This is a genomic window from Ereboglobus sp. PH5-10, from assembly GCF_029504735.1.
Lineage (GTDB): Bacteria > Verrucomicrobiota > Verrucomicrobiia > Opitutales > Opitutaceae > Ereboglobus.
In genome coordinates this window covers 269249-288346 of record NZ_JAQFIP010000002.1, presented here as the reverse complement: position 1 = coordinate 288346, position 19098 = coordinate 269249, and the positions used below count along the sequence as shown (strand labels likewise).

Here is a 19098-nt window from a genome sequence, read left to right as displayed (position 1 = left end):
ACCGAGCGAGGGGAAAATCCCAAATTTTCAGATTTCAAAGGGCAAAATTTCAAAATGCCAAGGGGCGAGGCCGCGCCTCGTCCGGCGGTTGAAAACCGCCGCTCCGGCGCAAGCGTGACTTGATATTTTTTTTGAAATTTCGGCATTTGAGATTTTGGGATTTGTCAATAGGACGCGGTGACGAGGGGGGCGGTGTCGGGGGCGACCTGCATGAGGGGGGCGAGGAGGGCGGAGGGGGCGCCCTGGACGCGGAGGGGGCGCAGTATCACGTTTTTGGATACAAGCGCCTCGTTGTTGGTGAGGCCGAGTCGGTCGATGCGCAGGAAGAGGGCGCGGACGTCCTCGAAGAAGGCGTGGAGGGCGCGGGTTTCCTCGGTGCCGGGCGCGATGGTGTCGATGTAGCGGACGTATTGGGCGGCGGGGGCGCCGGGGTTGGCGGCGCGAAATTCGCGGTAGGTTTTTTGGATCGCGGCCTGGAGGTCGGGGATGCGGGATGCGCCGTCGGCGGTTTCGAAGGCGCGCTCATAGGCGGCGATGGCGGCGCGGGCGGATTGCTCGGAGAGGCGTCCGTCGGCGACCTGGTAATTTTCGGGCGCGCGGATTTCGGAGGGGATGATCTGGCGGAGGGTGCCGAAGCGGGCGCCAAGTTCGTTGCGTTCTTGCGGGGTGAGGGGGCGGGGGAAGATGCCGAGTTTGCGGAGTTGCGAGCCGGTGGCGGCGCTGATGGCGGTTTCGGCGTCTATTTGCTGGAAGGCTGCCTCGGCGGCGGCGGCGCGGACTTCCTGAAGTTGCTGCGCCTCGGGTTCGGTGCGGTTGGCGGGGTTGGCCTCGTCGGCGACGATGCCTTGCTTGATTTCCTGGTCGGGGACGACTTGTTCGCTCCAGAACTCGGTGCGTTCGTAAACGCCGGCGTAGGGCGCGCCGGTGGAGGTGGCGATGAGCGGGAAGTAGGAGACGTTCATCGCGTTGTCGCTCATGGCGTCGCCGTTGATGATGGCGGTCGTGTAGGAGCCCGTGGACGGGGGGGAGATGTCGTGCGCGCCGCCGGCGGTGGCGATGGTGACGGCGGAGCCGCTAATGTCGAGGGAGGTGACGGCGGAGAGCGCGATGGTGGGGGCCTGGTAAACGGCTCCATCGAGCTGTATTTGATTGGCGGACACATTTATCCGGCGCGATGCGGAGAGGTTGCCAACGGAGGCGATGCCGCCGGCCTCAATGGTGATGGTGCCGGCGTCGGGGGCGGCGCTGCCGTGGTGGTAGGCGAGGAGGGTGTCGTTGTGGCCGATGATGACGTTGCCGAGCGTGGCGGAGATGAGGATGCCGTTTGGCGAGGTGGAGAAAATGGTGGCGTGGGCGGCGGGGTAATCGCTGTTGCTTGTTATGGTGATGTCGCCTGTTTCGGAGACGAGCGCGCCGTTAATTTTCATGGCGCCGGCGCCGTTCGGGGCGAAATGGTATTCCTGGTCGCCGTATGTGGCGACGGCGGCGGTTTCGATGTAGCGGGCGGCGGCGATGGAGAGTTCGGGGAGGCTGAGGTCGGCGTTGATGACGACGTCCCGCGCCAGCGCGTCGATGACGAGGCCGAGGTCGGAGACGAGGTTCGCGCCGTTGTCGATGCGGACGCCGCCGTTGAGGTTGATCGTCTCGCCCGCGACCGAGGCGGCGCCGGCGATGGCGATGGTGCCGGTGGTGGCGTTGATGGTGTTGGTGCCGGTGAAATTGAGCGCGCCGGAGATCGAGACGCCGGTGGCGGAGGTGATGTGCGCAATGCTTCCGTCGTGCGTGCCGGTGATGGCGAGCGCGCCGGCGGTGGTGGCGACGGTGAGTGTCTCGTCAGTGTGGATGACGCCGCCGAGGGTGGCCGTCGTGGCGTTGAGCGTGATGTCGCCGCGCGAGTCGATGGCGGCGGCGGCGGTGGTGACGAGTGTGCCGGTTTGCGCGGTGAGCGCGACGCCCTCGCCGGTGTTGATTGTTTGGAGGGTGCCGGTGAGGGTGAGGTTGCGGGCGGCGGTGTGGGCTTGGGCGTTGTCGGTGATGACGGTGTCGAGGGCGAGGTCGCGGGCGTTGGTGATGGCGAGGCTGCCGGAGCCGAGGGTGAGGGTGGTGGCGATGGCGACGTCGCGGTTGAGGGCGTCGATGGTGATGTTGCCGTTGCCGAAGGGCGAGGTGAGCGCCGCGCCGGAGGCGACGTTGAGGCCGCCGGTGATGTTGATGTTGTTGCTGTTGATGGTTCCGGTGGAGGCGACGCTTACGGTGCCGGTGGTGGAGGCGAGGGAGATTGATCCGCCGCTGCCGGCGTCGATGACACCGCCGACGCTCATGGCTTGGTTTCCGGTGAAGACGAAGTTGCCGGACGCGCCGGTGACGGTGCCGGTGACGGCGATGTTGGCGGCGTTGAAGAAGGTGCCGCCGGTGATGGTGTCCACGTCGCCGCCGAGGGTGATGTTGCCACCGAGGGCATCGACGACAATGTCGTTGAGGGACACGATGCTCGCGCCGGAGGCCATGTCGAGACCGGCGGCGATGGAGACGTTGCGGCCGCCGAGCGTGGAGCTGGAGGCGAGGGCGAGCGTGCCGGTGGACACTGTGATTGAGAGGTCGTTGTCAGAGTCGCCGTCGATGACGCCGCCGACGGTCATGGACTGGCTGGCAACGAAGACGCCGCCGCCGAGGATGGTGCCTGTGACGTTGATGGCGGAGGCGTTGACGTAGGTGCCGCTGGCCATGATTTCGCCGCCGAGGGTGATGTTGCCGCCGAGGGCGTTGACGATGGTGTCATGGGCGTGGATGGCCGAGCCCGCGACCATGTCGAGCGGGCCGGTGATGGTGACGGTGCCCGTCGTGTCGATTTCGGAGGTGGCGGAGAGGGAGACGGCGGAGCCGGTGAGCGAGATGTTTTGGTCGGCGTTGTTGGCTTGGAGCGTGCCGGTGAGTGTGATGCCGCCGGTGGCGGTGTAGGCCTGGGCGTCATCGGTGATGACGGTGTCGAGGGCGAGGTCACGGGCGTTGGTGATGGCGAGGCTGCCGGAGCCGAGAGTGAGGGCGGTGGCGATGGCGACGTCGCGGTTGAGGGCGTCGATGGTGATGTTGCCGTTGCCGAAGGGCGAGGTGAGCGCCGCGCCGGAGGCGACGTTGAGGCCGCCGCTGATGTTGATGTTGCTGCTGTTGATGGTTCCGGTGGAGGCGACGCTTACGGTGCCGGTGGTGGAGGCGAGGGAGATTGATCCGCCGCTGCCGGCGTCGATGACACCGCCGACGCTCATGGCTTGGTTTCCGGTGAAGACGAAGTTGCCGGACGCGCCGGTGACGGTGCCGGTGACGGCGATGTTGGCGGCGTTGAAGAAGGTGCCGCCGGTGATGGTGCTCACCTCGCCGCCGATGGCGATGTTGCCGCCAAAGGCATCGACAGTGACGAGATCCGCGTCGATGAGGGCACCGGAGGCCATGTCGAGACCGCCGGTGATGGCGGTCGTGCCCGTCGAGTTGATTTCGGAGGTGGAGGCGAGGGAGACCGAGGTGCCGGAGAGCGAGATGTTTTGGTCGGCGTTGAGGGTTTGGAGGGTGCCGGTGACGGTGATGCCGCCGGTGGCGGTGTGGTTTTGGGCGTCGTTGGTGATGAGGGTGTCGAGCGCGAGATTGCGGGCGTTTGAGAGTGTGAAGGTGCCGGAGCCCATGTCGATGGCGGTGGCGATGGCAACGTCGCGGTTGAGGCCGTCGATGGTGATGTTGCCGGAGCCGTAGGGAGTGGTGAGCGCCGCGCCGGAGGCGACGTTGAGGCCGCCGCTGATGTTGATGTTGCGGCCATTGACCGTGCCCGTGGAGGCGACGCTCAGGGTGCCGGCGGAGACGGTGATGTTGACGTTGCCTCCGCTGGTGGCGTTGATCATGCCTCCGACGGTCATGGCTTGGTTTCCGATGAAGGTAAAATCACCGGAGCCCAGATTGTTGATGCTGCCGCTTGCGGCGATGGTGCCGGCGTTGGTGAATGTGCCGCCGTTGATCGTGAGCACTTCGCCGGCGATGGCGATGTTGCCGCCGAGGGCATCGACGGTCATGACCGAGGCGCCGATTTTCGCGCCGGAGGCCATGTCGAGCGCGCCGGTGATGGCGGTCGTGCCCGTCGAGTTGATTTCGGAGGTGGAGGCGAGGGAGACCGAGGTGGCGGAGAGCGAGATGTTTTGGCTGGCGTTGAGGGTTTGGAGCGTGCCGGTGACGGTGAGGTTGTTGGCGGCGGTGTGGGATTGGGCGTCGTTGGTGATGACGCTGGCGAGGGTGAGGTTGTTGGCGTTGGTAATGGACAGGGTGTTGCCACCGGCCATTGTGAGATCGACGGCAGCACCGAGGATCACATCGCGGCCGGCGCCGTTGATGTTGTATGCGAGGGTGCTGCTTGCACGGAATCCGAGATTGACGCCGGTGTTTACCGTAAATCCGCCGGTTATGGAGATTGTGGTGGGACTATAATAGCCGAGCGAAACAGCCGCGCCGGATGCAAAGATTGTCGTGCCGGTCGTGGTGTTGAATGTCATGCCCACGCCGGGACCTTCTTGAACAAAGGTGCCGCTGAAGAGGATGTCGTTGGCGGCTTGGTAGGATTGCACGCCCGAGTCGGAGCGCACCACGCCGGTTATGTTTATGTTTTGCGCGTTTTGCACCGTGATGGGGCCGCCGGAGATGTAGCTGCCGAGCGTCACATCGCGGCCTCCTCCGTCGATTTCCATGGTGGAGAACAAGAGCATGCCGGTGGTTGCCATGAAATTGACGCCGCCGTTGATGTCGTAGCGAATCCCGTTATTGAAATTGCTGTTAGCGCCAATGGTGATGGTGCCCGATGTGGAGTTGAGCGACAGTGAACCGGTAACATCAACCTCGCCGTCGAGCATGATGTTGCCGGTTGCCGTGTAAGCATGATTGGAGCCGGAAACGTAGCTGCCGTTTTCGAAGGTGATGCTGTTTGCGTTTGCGGTGAATTTTCCTTCGGGGCCGACTCCGTTGGCTTCAACGCTGCCGCTGATTGTCAGGCTTCCTATGGCTGTGGCGTTCACCTGGGAGGCCGAGATGAATGCGGTGCTGGCAATGTTGATATCGTTGTCCGCGTTCAGGTTGATGGTGATGGGGCCGGTGGCGAGGATGTCGGCGTTGATGATGAGATTGTTGCCCGCATCGAGGGTAAGCGAGGTCACGCTATTGTTATTCCATGTTATGGTGTCGGCCACGGTGATGTCGCCGGTGGCGGTCTGAACAGTGACGCTGGCGAGCGCGAGTTGGGTGGCGAGATCGCTGGTGTTGAGATTCCAGTCGGTATCGCTGACGGGGGCGGTGAACACACTGCCGGGGATGACACCGGGGGTGGAGGCAGCAGTGGAGATGGTGAGGTTGTCGGGGTCGAGGAGGAGGGTGCCGGCGAGGCCGTTGGCGGAGCGCAGGTCGGCGAGGCCGGTGTAGAGGAGGTTTTGCTTGCCGGAAACCTCGGCGAAGCCGCCGCTCGTAAATCCGGTCGCGGAGATGCTGCCGTGGAAGCGCGTGGTTTCGTCGGCCCAGACGATCACCTTGCCGCCGGAGCCGCTGGTCGTGGCGTCGGCGCGGATCGCCGCGCCCTCGGCGACGTAGGTGGCGGTGGCGTTGCGGATGTCGGCGTTCGCGCCTTGGTAGTCGCCGCCGATGAGAATTTCGCCGCCGCCGGTTGCGCCGCTTGCGTCGATGGTGGATTCGGACGAAAGGCCGACGTATTGGCCGGTGATTTCAACACGGCCGCCTTCGGTGTCGGCGCTATCGGCGTCGATTGTGCCGCGGTTCCAGACTTCGCCGGAGCCTTGTCCGGCGAGGGTAATTTCGTGGGCGCGGATGACTCCGGAGTTTTGCACGGCCAATGCGTAGAGGTCGCCGGCGGCGAGCAGGGCGCGTCCGCCCTCCGCGTTGATGTTGCCGGCGTTTTCAACGCCGGCGGTCGCGGATGCGTCGGGCGTGGTTTTGGTGGCGTTGACAAAGACGTGTTCGCCACGGCGGCCGATTAGCACGTCGTCTCCGGCGGCGAGCATGACCAGGCCGGCGGGGGAGTTGAGGTTGCCGGTGTTGCGCACGTTCTGGCCGATGAGGTGGATGGCGGAGGCGTTGATCACGCCCTCGTTGTGCACCTGGCCGGAGAGCCGCTCGAAGTTGTCGCGGCCGGCGAGGAAGTTGGCGTTGGAGAGGTTGCCCGCGGCGGCGTAGAACTGGCCGACGTCGATGGTGGCGTGCTGGCCGAAATAGATGCCGGCGGGGTTCACAAAATAAACGATGCCGTTGGCCTGGAGGCTGCCGAGGATCGAGGAGGGATCGCCGCCGGTGATGCGGTTCAATACGCGCGAGGTGTCCGTGGGCTGCACGAACTGCACGGTTTCGTTTCGGTCGATGTTAAACTTGGGATACTCGATGATGGCGTTGTTGCCCGCGGTGATCGTGGTTTTGTTGCCGTTGTAATCAAAGGAGGCCTCGCCGGAGACCACCGTGCCCACGGGCGCGTCGGCGCGCATGGATGTGCCCGGAAGCGCGATGATGGCGGCGGAGAGGACCGTCCGGATAATGGCTGACGCGAAACTGATGCGCGAAATTGTGACCATGGTGAATGAGAGGGTTTTCGTGGTGTGGCGCCGTTTTACCAGAGCACCGAAATGGTGAAGTGCACCTGCGAGGAATTTCTGGAGACGTCGCGCGCGGTGGTGTGGACGGATTTTTGGGCGAAGCCCCAGTCGATGCGGGCGTTGAAGGTGCCCTTAAATTGCGCCTCGAAGCCGAAGCCGACGCTGGCGAGCGTGTGGGATTCCTCGATGACGTAGGCCTTGCTTGTGGGGATGACGTGGGAGCGTCCGACGTCGCCAAAGAGGCGCACGATGAAATCCCAGTCGGGCAGGGCGTGGAGGTTGGGGGAGCGCCAGTTCATGGGGATTCCGAAATAGGTGGGCGGGGTGTGGTCGCCGCGGTCGCGGGGCAGGGCGGCGTAGGGGCGGAAGAGGCGGGGGACGTGGAGGCGGTATTCGAGCGAGGCGGCGTAGACATTGTCGCCGGAGGTGGTGGACTCGGGGTATCCACGAACTGAATACATGCCGCCGAGAGTCATCATTTTTTGCGGTATCAGGCGGTCGTCGGTGATGGAATACTGGCCGCGGCTGCTGAAGGAGATTTCGTGGGCGCGGGCGGATTTGCGCCAGTTGTCGCCGGAGTAGAATTTTTCGCCGAAGAGGAGCGGCTCGATGAACATGGTGTGGCCGAGATCGTAGCTGAGGACCTGGTAGTCGCGGGTGGTTTCGTAGCGGCCGAGGGCGATGAGTTGGTTGGCGGTGAGGCCGGTGTCGCCGTCGAAATTGGTTTCGTATTTGATGCGGAAATACGTGCGCATGGCGTCGGTGTTGCGCTCGAAGTGGAGACTGAGCGAGGCGGTGATGAAATCGGTGGTGGACTTGCCCCGCAGGGGGAGGACGTCCTTTTGGTTGCTGTCGTAGGTGTGGTATTTTTGCCAGGTGACGCCGGGGATGATGTCGAACGAGATGCCGCCGGGGATGCGGAAGGGGCTCCAGGGGAGTTCCGCTCCGGTGGCGATGGAGTAGCCGGTGAACTTGTCGAGGGCGATGCCGAGGTCGCGGGCGGTGAACTCGGAGTAGGCGCCGTAGACTTTTGCGCGGAGGGTGTTGGGGTAGAGGAGGGGGCGGTTGTAGCTGGCGGAGGCGGAGAAGCCGCTCTCGATGTCGGTGGTGGAGGAGAGGTCGAGCAGGAGCGTGTCGTCGTGGTTGGTGAGCTGGTAGTAGGAGAAGCCGAGGTGGGCGCGGAGGTCGTCGGTTTCGTCGGTGCCGGAGTCGGAGAGCTGGGCGTAGGCGAACCAGGGGCGGGTTTCGGAGACGAGGTAGTCGAGCGTGACTTCGCCGGCGCTGGCTCCGGCGGAGATGGCGGCGTCAACGCGGCGGGCGGGGTGGCGGTTGAGGTCGAGGAGGTAGTTGTCGAGGCGTTTTTTCCAGAGCGCGGAATTGGGCTTGGTGGTGTTTGGGTCGGGCTGGAGGGGCGAGTGTTTCAGGATGAGTTTGTGCGCGGGGTTGTTGATTGCGCCGGTGGCGGGGATGCGCGAGCCCTTGGCGATGGTGCGCATTTCGCTCACGCGGCTGACCCAGATCGTGAGGCGCAGGTCCTTGCGGTTGGCGGGGCGGTAGTCCTCGCGGGTTTGCGGGTCGATGTCGTCGCGGTTCACCACGACAAACACGCCGTAGATGCCGCGGGTGTTGTAATATTTTGCGATGGATTGGAAGATTTCCAGGAGCGCGGCCTCGGAAAACTTGCCGTCGGGGAAGGTCTGGCCGACGGCGCAGGGCGCGGCGGCGACGGGGCCGGTTGACGGGTAATAAACGCCGTCGCGCAACTCGATGTTGACCTTGAGGGAGCGGAGCGCGTCGAGCGGAATGATGCTTTCCGTCTCGGCGCCGTAGCCCAGCGTGAATGACTCGGCGCGGTAGGTTTCACCTGCGGCGGGGGCGTCGGCTTGCGCGGGCAGGTTTGGGGTGAATACAAGCGCGCAGATGGCGAGAATGCATGCGGTGATAACGCGTGGCGAGCCGAATGGTTTCGGGTTCATATTTCAGAGGCTTTAGGTGTCTTCAGGGGGGGATTTACATACATGCTGTTTCGCCAAAAAACGCAAGCGGCGTTTAAAAGACAAAACGGGTGTTTGCAAATACGATGGAGAGAATGGATGGCGGGTGGCTGTGGATTGCCTGCGAACGGGATAATCAAGTTGCGGGGATGCGCAAGGAGTCAACGGGCAGGTGATTACAATTCACGATTTTTTTTGTAATAGCATGGGTGATTAATGCAATTTGATGGAAAAATGCGGCAGATGCGTGTGGACATATCATCGTCATGACTCGTTGGATGGAGTGTCATTGATGTATAAGTATAACCTTAATTCCTTGCATGAGGCGGACCCGTTTGGCGTGCCTCTGATGAGACACGCGTGGCGCGGGAGGGCAAGTTTGCCGTGCCGACGTGAAAGGCAGGCAGACTTGGCAGTCCGCGCCACGGTGCTAAAACCATGGCATGGCGACCCGGTGCCGGTGTTACCATGTGATTTTATCGAGAATCGCGAGAGTTTTGCCCAATTCCGTCCACTCAAGTTTTACCTTGGCCTCAATGGCCCTGTGTTTTTCCGCGCCGCTGGTGTTCAATGGATTTACTATCGCGGGAATACCTGCCTTGATACGAAAGGCTTCGAAAGCCGGTCGCATTTTTTTGTTCAAGAAGTCCGCCGCCTCGGGGTGGGCTGTTTTGAATTTGGTGAGGGATGAAATGCCGCTGAAATTTCGGACATCCTTCATGGCCTCAAAAAAATTACTATTACTATAGGCGTCGAACAGTGCCTTAACTTCCGCTTTCAAGGCCAAAGCTGTTTTGGCGGCGGACATGATATTCGTGAGATCAGGTTTTCGCTCGCAGAATTCCTTGATTCGGGCCCACGGTATTTTTTTATACGCCTTGTGGAGGGTATCGAGGTGTTTCGTGAGGATTGCGGCGTCCTTGTATTTTTCGGGTGCGTCCCCGGCGTTTTTCTCCCATTCGGCCACGGTGAGAACCTTTGGGAATTCGGGTATTGTGAATGATGGCATGGTGTTTGTGTGTGTATTGTTTGGGTTGTTATGTGTTGCGTCGGGGAAAAGCGCCCCTGCCGCAAAACGGAAAAACATTTCCGCTTACCCAAGCATTGGGATTTTTTTGAAAGAAGGTTCGGGAATTTTTTTGGGAGATTGGGCGAATTTAGGGAGGGCTGATAAATTAATTCCACTAATTATTCATATTTAATTGGTTGTGTGACTTTTCACTCGGGCGAGGATTTTTCCCGAAGATTTTCCGAAACCTTTTTAGCGCAAATCCCAATGCATTGATGACCGGGGATGTTTTTTCCGGCAGCCCATCGCAAAGCACCACGCCCGCACCAATACAGCCATAAACACCTCAAATCTCATGTCCCTGCTCAAAGACAAAGCGAACCTCAAAAAATTCACCCTGGCAGCCTCCATGATTGCAGCCTCCAAGGTCAAAACATTCAGAAGTTGGCTCACCAAAAAAGACATGGAAGGCTACTTCAACACATGGGCTGCTCCCAATGGTGGCGGCTATAAAATAGTGGAAAAACTCGTGGTCGAACTGGAGCGCAAGGGAGTCGATCTTGTTCAAAAGCCTCAAAAAGGCGTCAACACGCTCGCGGAACGCCTTGCGAAAGAATGTCCGTGGAAAGAATTGCACGAGTGGCTTGAATTTTATTTTGTCATCGATCTGGTCGACGTGTTGCACTCCAAAAAAATGAGCGTCGGAAGGATGCCCATGTCCAAGGATGAACTGGATGATGCGATCGAGGATGCCATACACAAGAACTCCAATATGTTCATCGCGGCTGCCCAAAACGCGATTCATGTCGCAATTGAAAAGAAAAAAAGCATCAAGGCGACAATCCTTGATCACGTCGCAAAGGACGGGAGAATCTTAAGCGCGATCTCTGGCGCAGGACTTGAGATTATGAACAGGGGCGGAAAAACCGCCGTCGAGCAGACCCGGCAAAACATGGTCCGGGAACTTGAGGAAAGGGTGGCTCGCGAAAAAGCCGAAAAAATATTGAATGATATTCAATTGCTTGAAAAACAACTGGAGAAAGATTTCAAACGCATCGCGGACAACTTGGAGCGGCTCGCCGGAACTCCAAGAATGCTGTGGAATGACGCCCGCAAGAAGAATAATGAGCAGTATATCGTCGGATGGCTGTTGCACAACCTTCCAGGGACACCCGATTTTCCGTCCGAGGCCCCGATTAAGAAAGCGGAGGAGTCTGTCAAGAGGTTGAGAGCCGCGATCAACGGCAAAAAATACGAGGAAATAGGGGCTCGTATAAAAACAGCGTCCGCTGATGTCGATTCCGCGCTCAAGATGATGCAAGATTACCGCGAAAAGCTGATAGGCGGTGGTGAAAACATCGTGACGGGGCTTGAGATCACACGCGACGTGAGCTTTGAGGCGCTCGGGATTCTTATTAAAATCAAAACCGGGGCGGTCGGTGGAAAGGGTGTGCTCGTTGACAGTAGCGTCAATACTTTGAAAAGTTTCGCGAATGAAATCGGCAAAGTCGCCGCGGGCACCAGCAAGGGCTTCGACGATGCAGTCCTGAATATCACTATTGACGGTCTCGTCGCCGCCGGCGGCAGCTCGGTCACGGGACCTCTCGCCACTAAACTCGTCGGAAAACTGACACCGATGCTTATGAAGGGGGTGCTTGGAAAAATCCCCTCCAGCAAAATAGGATCGTTCATTACCAAGTGGGCTGGCAACATCGGCAAGGATGCCTTCAAGACAGCGTTGGCGGAAGTGGGTCGCATGACCAAGCCCGGTGCCTCAATGGATGATTTTATGGGTAATATTGCAAAGGCCGTTTTGAAAAAAATGCCCATGGCGATGTTCGGCACTTGGATTGACACCAAGTTTGTCAAGAACCTCTACGATGCGTTGGTCATCAACACCATCAAAGGAGTGGCTTTCCCAATCTTCGAGAAACATATCGCCTCGCTGGGCGACGGCCCCATTAAGAATCTTGCCGAGAGATCGCTGGATGCTTCCGTGGCCGATGCAAAATCTGTGGATCAAATCGGCAAGGTCATGATCACCCTCGCTCAAAGGGAAGCGGCATTCAAGAAGGTGGCGGCCGAACTGGCGGAGCTGCAGCAAAAGCGATAGATGCCGCGACACAAACATCTGCGGTTATCTGTGTCCATCTGCGGTTAGAAAACGGCATTTTCGATTAATACAAACACATAAACAAACCCAACAACACCAACCAGCTAACACCAATAAACACCATGAGTAAAAAAGCATACGCGGAATTCAAGAAGATGTATGATCTGGCCTGGAAATATAATAAAGAATCGCACCGCCTCGCGGAGGCGGTTACGAAGGATTACGAGGCGATGATCGTCGCGTATCTCGCCTTTTTTAATGCGATCAATGACGTTCCCCATGAGATAAAAAAGGCATCCGACGCGCTCAAGGCAAAGGATCCCGAGGGATGGAAGACGGGCGAGAAGGTATTGACCGATTTGCAAAACAATTCGAATTTTCGGGACGTCGCCCTGATCTCGACGACGGGCGGCATGCTCACGACACTAAGGGATGCTGAAGCCCGGGTCATGAAACACTATAATTATATTTTTGAGATAAAAAAATGGCATGATAGAAAGGTAAGCGGGAAGATTACCGCGAAGGCGAAGGAGTCGGACGTATTCAAGGATGCCAAGGCTCACTTTGCCAAGTGCCAGAGTATAGTTAATAGTATCCTCGGCATAAAAGGCGCCGACCATGACGTCATGGTCTTTGTGAAGATTACCGAAACCCTGTGGAACAAAGTAAAAAAGGGATCCGAGCAGATAAAGGCCGCAGATAATCTTGCCATATTTACCAGGAAGGAGCTTGGCCGCGCGAGTAAACTGAAGGCAAATGCGCTTCCCACGGGGTATGTTGCCACGCTGAAGGCATTGCTGCCGGAGTATGTAAAACTATATGGGCTTGTCGCGGGGGCTTATAAAGTGCGTGATGGCGTGGCGACGGCTGAAAAGCAGTCCCAAAACGTTTATACTCAACTGGGCAAGGCGATAGAGGACGGCATGAAAAGAATGTCCTCATTACTTACGGTTGTGAGAAAGCCCCGCTGGAATATACAGGGACTGGCAAAGGAATTTGACGCCCACAAAAAGACGTCGTCCTCGGAGATGCTAAAGTTGATGAGGGGTCTGGAAGCCGATTGGGTGACTGACAAGAAGAGTTTCGAAACCTTGAAAAAATGTTTTGCTTCGGGAGGCTCCTTTAATCTAGCCCTGGAGGCCAAGCTTCATGAGAATCCTAAAGATTCGCCCTTGAGAACGGCGATCTTTGAATACAATGAAAACTTTGTGATGGGTTCCCCCTGTGTGAACAGCTGGACGGGAGCCGAAATGCGCGCGCATGAAAAGTAATGCCGGACAGGGGGCGACCGCGCCGCGCGTGGCGCGTGCCGTCCCTCAAATTTGCCGAACAATCAACCCTCAATATAAACCCTAAATATAATAAAAATCATGGCCCTCGATAGAAAAACAATCAAAGCCCTGAATGCTTGCATTGAATCCCATACCACGCACATGCACAAGAGCATGCACGCGGCTGCAAAGAAAGCATACAAGGAGGGTGAATTCACCCAGGACGACTACCAGCGATTTCTTGCTAAATACGGTAAGTTTGCCACAAAATTACCCGTCGCAGTGGAAAAATACTGCAAAGATCAAACGAATCCCGACATAGTGCTCATGATCTGCGATGGATACATAAAAGTGCTGAACGCCGAGAAAAAGCTCACCGAGAAACTTGAGCATTACGGGTGGTCGAAACATCTGAAGGCGTATTGCAACGGACTGGATCTCATGGCGGCCGAATGCGAAAAGATAAGGAAAATCGTTCGCGACGCGGAAAAAAACAAAAAATCCGCCCCCCCGGGAGGAAAAATTCTAATAGATGACAAAAAACTCAAAAAACTTGCGGAAACAGTGGAGAAAGAGCTGGCGAAAGAAATAAAGAGCTGTGTCGATGTTGCGGGAAAATCAAAGCTTGATAAAGTGGACGCGCTATTGCCGAGTGGATATGACTCCATAAGTAATTTCATCCTCCACCATAGGAAAAGGCATATATCCGGTTATGCGGGCAAGCGCAAGGTGGGTGAGCTTAAAGGGCTGCCCGAGGGACTTCGGAAATTTGCGGTGGAATTGGGCAAGTGGAGAAAGGGAACCCTCTTAAAATCAAAAGAGCACTTAATCAAGGCCAAGCCCCTGTCGCATGAGGTAGCCTACGTGGAAGAACTGGCCGTGACGCTGGCCAAGGATATTGATTCGCAAATTGGCGCGCTCACCGTTCCGCTCCCCGATTAAAATTTGGCCGCAGGCGCGTTTCAGAATTTTGAATCGCGTGAAGCGGGCATTGAGCAGGGGATGGCCGCGCCCGACCAGCCATGCGGGCGCGGCCTGTTTTGTGGGGGCGCACCTTGCGTGCGCCCTCGTATGCGGGCGATTTTATGCAAACGCATGCTCAAGGCGGGTGAACACGAGGGCGCGCGCAAGGCGCGCCCCTACATTTTTGTTTTACGCTCCTTGGAAACGCTCAGCCGAAAAGTTTTTTGAGAAGGCCGGGGGGACGGGTGGCCTTGGCGAGTCCGTCGCGGGTGCCGATGATGGCGAGTGCGGTGTCGCGCGTGGGCGGCTTGAGGTGAAAAAGGCTGCGCGCGGGCAGGGCGGACTCGTCGGCGTTGAGCAGCAGTTCGTTTGTGGCTTGCTCGATGTGCGACGGCACGGAATAGGGCGTGTCCGTGACCGTGGGGAGCGCTCCGGAATCGACAAGGAGGCAGCGGAAATGCTGGCTGGCGGGCTCGCCGACGATGAGGTCGAGCCAGGCGGCGGTTTCGGGGGCGATGAGGAGCAGGGGGATTTGCGTGTCGAGCTGCGTGAGCCAGTAGGTCGCCCACCAGAGGAGGTTTTGCGGGGCGGCGTCGGGGACGACGCCGTCTGCACGCGGGACGCGTGCGGTCCCCGGGGCGGAGGGGAGGCGCAGGTGGCGGCAGGAGGGATGCTCGGGGCGCGCGCCGGGGCCGTATTGGTGGAGCTGGTTTTCGATGACGTGGTAGAGGCGCGTCCAGCCGACGGGGTCGATGGCGGGGCGTAGGCCGGGGGGAAGCGGGCTTGGCGAATCCGCGGTCGCTTCGACGGCGGCGGCAAGGCGGCTGCGCGTTTGGACAATGATCTGGCGCACGGCATCCGGTGTGGTCGCCTCGCGTGCCTGGCGCGCGGCTTCGTCGATGAGCGGGGCGCAGGTTTCGAGGGCGGACGCGAGCGGCAGGTTTATGATGTGCGCGAGGACAACAAAGGGATAACGGGTGCGGCCTTTGCCGTCGGTCGATGCGAGGAGGCGACCGAGGAGGATTTCACCGGGGCGGTGCCAGAGGAGCCAGTGGTTGAAGGAGAGGGCTGGTGAAGAAAGGGCTGAAGGACTGAAGGGCTGAAGGGCTGAATCGGAGGGCGTCGCTTGCGACGCCCCCACGGGGGCGGCGGGCGGGTTCCATGCGCCGCTGTCGATGTTGCCGGAGATGCCCTGGAGGTAAATGTAGCGTTTGGCCTCAAGGAGGGTGAGCGTGTTGAGGTTGATGTCCTCCATGTGGTCGTTCCACGCGGGGTGCTTGCCAAACGCCGCGAGATGCACGGTCGGAGGGGCGTTGCGACCGTGTTCGACGAGTTCTTGGTGCAGGAAGTCTTTGAAGAAGTCGGGCATGGCGGGGGATTGGGATGGCGACGCAAATCGACTTAAATCGATTTGGATCGATTTAAGTCGGGGCGGTCGGGAATGTTTTAATTTAGGCCGAGGTTCGTGCGCGTCGGCCAGTCGGCGAGTTCGGGGAGTTGGTTGTCGTATTGGAATTGGAGGATCAGGAAGAGGTCCGATTGCGGGGCGCCTTCGCCAACGGTGTTGTCGCGGATGCTCACGGGGGCCTGCCAGGTCTTGCCGTCGGATTTGCGGAAGCCGGATTTCGAGATGAGGCGCAGCGTCGTCCAGGTGTCGGTGAACGCGGCTTGCGTGTCGGGGGTCGGTTTCACGTCGGCGGCGAGGAAGAGTTCGAGCGGGGGCATCGTCTCGGTGACGCGGATGGTGGCGAGCTCGGCGTCGGAGGGCGACTGGGTGCGCGCGGCGCGGCCGCTCATGCGCGCGGTGCGCCAGAGGTTGCCCGCAAAGACCGCTCCGAAATCGCTGGAGATGCCGCGCTCGGTGATGAACTTTTTCTGGTCCTCGTATTTTGCGATCTGGATTTTGACGCTGGCGGGCGCGCCGTCGGGGGCGGCCAGGGCGTTGAGGATGCCGATGATTTTATTGATGCGCTCGGTGCTGCGGTTGACCGTGGCGCGCGCGGCGCTGGGGCCGCGGGAGTCGGCCAGGTCGGCGCGGGCGGCCTTGATGAAGTCCACGTTTTTCTTGAGGGTGTCGGTCGTGGTGATGATGTCGGTGGCGTCGAGGAGGATCGGGAAGCCGACATTTTTGCGGAGGTAGCCGGCGATGGTGTCGTGGTGGAGTTTGAAGAGGTCGAGTTCGCGGGCCTGATTGCCGGCGCGCGCGACCTGGCGGACGGTGTTGCGGAAATCGGACATGAGCGCCTGGTTGTATTTCGAGCCTTCGGCGTCAATGGCGGCGGCGATGGCGGCGGCTTGTTCGATGTGCCTGCCGAGTTCGCCGACGAGGGTGTCGGCGGTCGAGGGCGCGAGCGTGAAGAGGTCCATGCCGCGGTTGTAAGCGGCGAACCGGATTTCGTAGAGGGGGCGCTTTTCGTTGATATCGAGGTAGTTTTTATCGAGCAGGGCGAGGTCCTCGGGTTTGGTGTCGCCGAAGACGGCGCGGGTTTCGGCGAGTGTGACTTGCTCCATCTGGTCGAGGCGCGCGGTGATTTCCTGCAACATGGGGAACTCGGGCGTGAAGCTGGTCTTCATTTTTTTGGCGAGATCCTCGGCGGTGGGGCCGGCTTTTTCAGTGACGGAGCCGACGAGCTCGCCGATCGCGCCGGTGGCGTTGGCCTTGGTGGCGAGGGTGCCGAGGTCGGGCTTGGTGAACTTGTTGACGACTTCGCGGATGGCCTTGCTGCCGGCCTCGTTTTGCGCGCGGGCTTTTTGGACGATTTCTCCATAGGCGGTGGCTAGGGCGGGTGAGGCGTCCTTGGCGAAGATGCCGTTGGAGCGGCCTTGTTCGATGGCGCCGTCGAGCGCGGTTTTGGCGGCTTCGAGAGCGGTGAAGGTGCGTCGAGCCTCCGCGAGCCAGCCGGCGATGTTGCTGTCGCGCGAGGCGTAGAGCTGGTAATCTTTTTCACCGGAAGCGAACGCGTTCACTGCGTCGCGGATTTTGGCGAGGTTGGTGATGTCGGTTTTTTGGGTTGCCGCGCCCGCGCCCTGGGCCTTGGCAAAGGCGAGCCAGGCCTTGGCGATGGGGGTGTTTTCGCGGAAGGAGATGCCGGCGGAGTAGGTGACGTTGGGCCATTTGTTGTAGCCGGAGCCGCCGCGTTCGTAGTAGGTGGCGTCGAAGGCGCCGTTGAGGTCTGCGGGGATTTTGCCGTCGGGTGTCCAGAGGCCGATGAGGGGTGTGAGGAATGCGCCGGGAGCGAACTCGACGGTCTGGCCGGGGAGCATGGGGTAGTGGATGATGCCTTCCATTTGGATGAGCGTGGCGAGGGCGGCGGTGTCGCGGGCGGTCCAGGTGGCGACGGCGTCGTCGCTGGCGATGCGGGTGCGCGCGGCGGCGATGGCGGGGCGCATGACGCTGCTTTCAAAGAGGACGCGCTGGGCCTCGCGGCGTCCGGCGTTGGTGGTGGTGCCGAAGATGTCGAGGGGCTTGAAGACGAGCGGCACGGAGAGGTCGCGGGTGACGAGGAATTGCAGGCGGGCGTGGAATTCGTGGAGCGGGATTTGCTCGGAGCCCACGCGCACGGGGTTGTCGCCGTTGTATTTGTATTTTTCGGCGCCGCGGAATTCGGGGGTGACGATGGGGTTCCAGGTGTGGTCCTTGGTCCAGTCGGCGGCGGCGGCTTTCCAGTAGGCGGATTCGGCGCCGACGCTGTCGCGCACGGAGAAGTAACCCCAGATGGAGAGGGTGAGCGTGAGGGCGAGGCCGGCGACGGCGGTGCCGCCGAGGATGAGCTGGCGGCGCTTGAGTTGCTTGCGCGTGTTGGAGGCGCGGGTGACGAGGCCTTTTTCCTTGAAGATTTTTTGGATGAAGAGGTCGCGGAGGAAGAAGGAGCGTTCGCGCTCGAAGAGTTTGCCCTCGGGGAGCGAGTCGGGCGTGACGCCGAGGGTTTGGGCGAGTTCGAGATCGAGCGCCTTGCCTTCGGTGAGCGCGGAGGTGAAGTAGATGCCGCGCAGGAAGAGCGGCTTGGCGGACCATTCGCCGGTGACGAAAACGGTCTCGAGGTAGCGGCGGAGGCGCGGCGCGAGCGACTGGATGGAGTTGGGCAGGGCGAAGAGCGAATCGACTTCGTCGGCGCGGCGTTCGCTGGGATCGGTGGCGACGGGGTCGGCGAGGAGGCCGAGGCGGCGGCGGGCGATTTTTTGCGCGATGGTGTTGAGGTATTCGTCAACGTGCTCGGGCTTGAAGGGGGTGTCGAGCGGGTCGGGGTTGGACCAGCCGGTCATTTGGTGCTGGAGGTGCGGGTCCTTCATGTCGGAGAAGAACTCGCGGAAGCCGTTCAGGAGGTCGCACTTTGTAACGAGGATGAAGACGGGGAAGCGGACGTCGAGGGTGCGTTGGATGCGGTCGAGTTGCTCGCAGATTTTGCCTGCTTTTTTGGCGATGTCGTCGGCGTTGTCCTTGAGGAGCGAGTCGGCGGGGATGACGAGGACGAGGCCGTTGATGGGGCAGTTGGGGCGGGACTTGGTGAGGAGGTTGAGGAACTCGGTCCACTCGGTGGTGGTGCCCGGGGGCGCCTCCTGGAAGAGGAGCTTGCCGGCGGTGTCGAGGAGGATGGCGTGGTTGGTGAACCACCAGTGCATGTTGATGGTGCCGCCGGCGCCTTGCATTTCGTCCTGGAGGCCGGGGGGGAAGCCGACGTTGGAGCGGCGCACAGCCTCGGTTTTGCCGGAGCCGGGTTCGCCGACGACCATATACCAGGGGAGGGTGTAGATGTCTTTTCCGGCGGCGCGGAATTTGGCGATGCCCTTCTGGAAGTTTTCGCGAAGGGCGTCGAGCTGGGCGCGGCGGGCGGCCTCGGAGATGCCGGCGTTGCCGGAGGAGTTGTCGGCGAGTTGCGCGGCGAGGCGTTTTTCGGCCTTCGATTTTTTCGCGCGGCGCACGGCGTCGAAGACAAAGAGCAAGCTGCCGACAACGAGCAGGCCGATGGCGAAGACGGTGTAGATGGCGCGGTCGGCAAAGAGGACCGAGCCGGCGATGCCGGTGCCCGCGAGGAGCATGGCGACGTAGCGCAGGTTGTCAGAAATGCTGTTAAAGAGGTCTTTCATGGCGTGGTGAGGGTGGTGCTGGTGTTTGTTTGTGAAAGGGAAC

Annotated in this window: 8 protein-coding genes; 3 read left to right on the top strand and 5 right to left on the bottom strand. The window is 60.2% G+C overall.

The features are described from left to right. Positions 1-164: 164 nt before the first annotated feature. The 3 genes from M2447_RS03100 to M2447_RS03090 all read right to left on the bottom strand — a co-directional run bounded on the left by M2447_RS03100 (position 165) and on the right by M2447_RS03090 (position 9422). Complete coding sequence (locus tag M2447_RS03100) at positions 165-6599, bottom strand: filamentous hemagglutinin N-terminal domain-containing protein (RefSeq protein ID WP_277557356.1); 6435 nt, start codon at positions 6597-6599, stop codon at positions 165-167. A gap of 35 nt (positions 6600-6634) precedes the next feature. Beyond that, positions 6635-8596 carry a ShlB/FhaC/HecB family hemolysin secretion/activation protein gene (locus M2447_RS03095; protein WP_277509057.1) on the bottom strand — a complete coding sequence of 654 codons (1962 nt, stop codon included), beginning with the start codon at positions 8594-8596 and terminating at the stop codon, positions 6635-6637. A gap of 481 nt (positions 8597-9077) precedes the next feature. Beyond that, complete coding sequence (locus tag M2447_RS03090; protein WP_277557355.1) at positions 9078-9422, bottom strand: hypothetical protein; 345 nt, start codon at positions 9420-9422, stop codon at positions 9078-9080. Between the two features lie 556 nt (positions 9423-9978). Between M2447_RS03090 and M2447_RS03085 the strand changes: the two genes are divergently transcribed. From M2447_RS03085 to M2447_RS03075, 3 genes are all read left to right on the top strand, one after another. Then, a complete protein-coding gene (locus M2447_RS03085) occupies positions 9979-11736 on the top strand; it encodes a hypothetical protein (protein ID WP_277557354.1) in 1758 nt (585 codons plus the stop codon). Between the two features lie 122 nt (positions 11737-11858). After that, positions 11859-13007, top strand: coding sequence for a hypothetical protein (locus tag M2447_RS03080; protein ID WP_277557353.1), 1149 nt, complete (start codon positions 11859-11861; stop codon positions 13005-13007). Between the two features lie 99 nt (positions 13008-13106). Next, positions 13107-13949, top strand: coding sequence for a hypothetical protein (locus tag M2447_RS03075; RefSeq protein ID WP_277509051.1), 843 nt, complete (start codon positions 13107-13109; stop codon positions 13947-13949). A 229-nt stretch (positions 13950-14178) separates the two neighbouring features. On the opposite strand, the gene M2447_RS03070 is transcribed toward M2447_RS03075, so the two are convergent. Together M2447_RS03070 and M2447_RS03065 are read right to left on the bottom strand one after the other, a co-directional pair. After that, the gene (locus M2447_RS03070; protein WP_277557352.1) at positions 14179-15339 is read right to left on the bottom strand and encodes a hypothetical protein; all 1161 of its coding nucleotides are present in this window, start codon (positions 15337-15339) and stop codon (positions 14179-14181) included. 77 nt (positions 15340-15416) lie between these two features. After that, positions 15417-19055 (bottom strand): type VI secretion protein IcmF/TssM N-terminal domain-containing protein, encoded by a 3639-nt coding sequence (locus tag M2447_RS03065; RefSeq protein ID WP_277557351.1) that lies wholly within the window; start codon positions 19053-19055, stop codon positions 15417-15419. Positions 19056-19098: the final 43 nt, after the last annotated feature.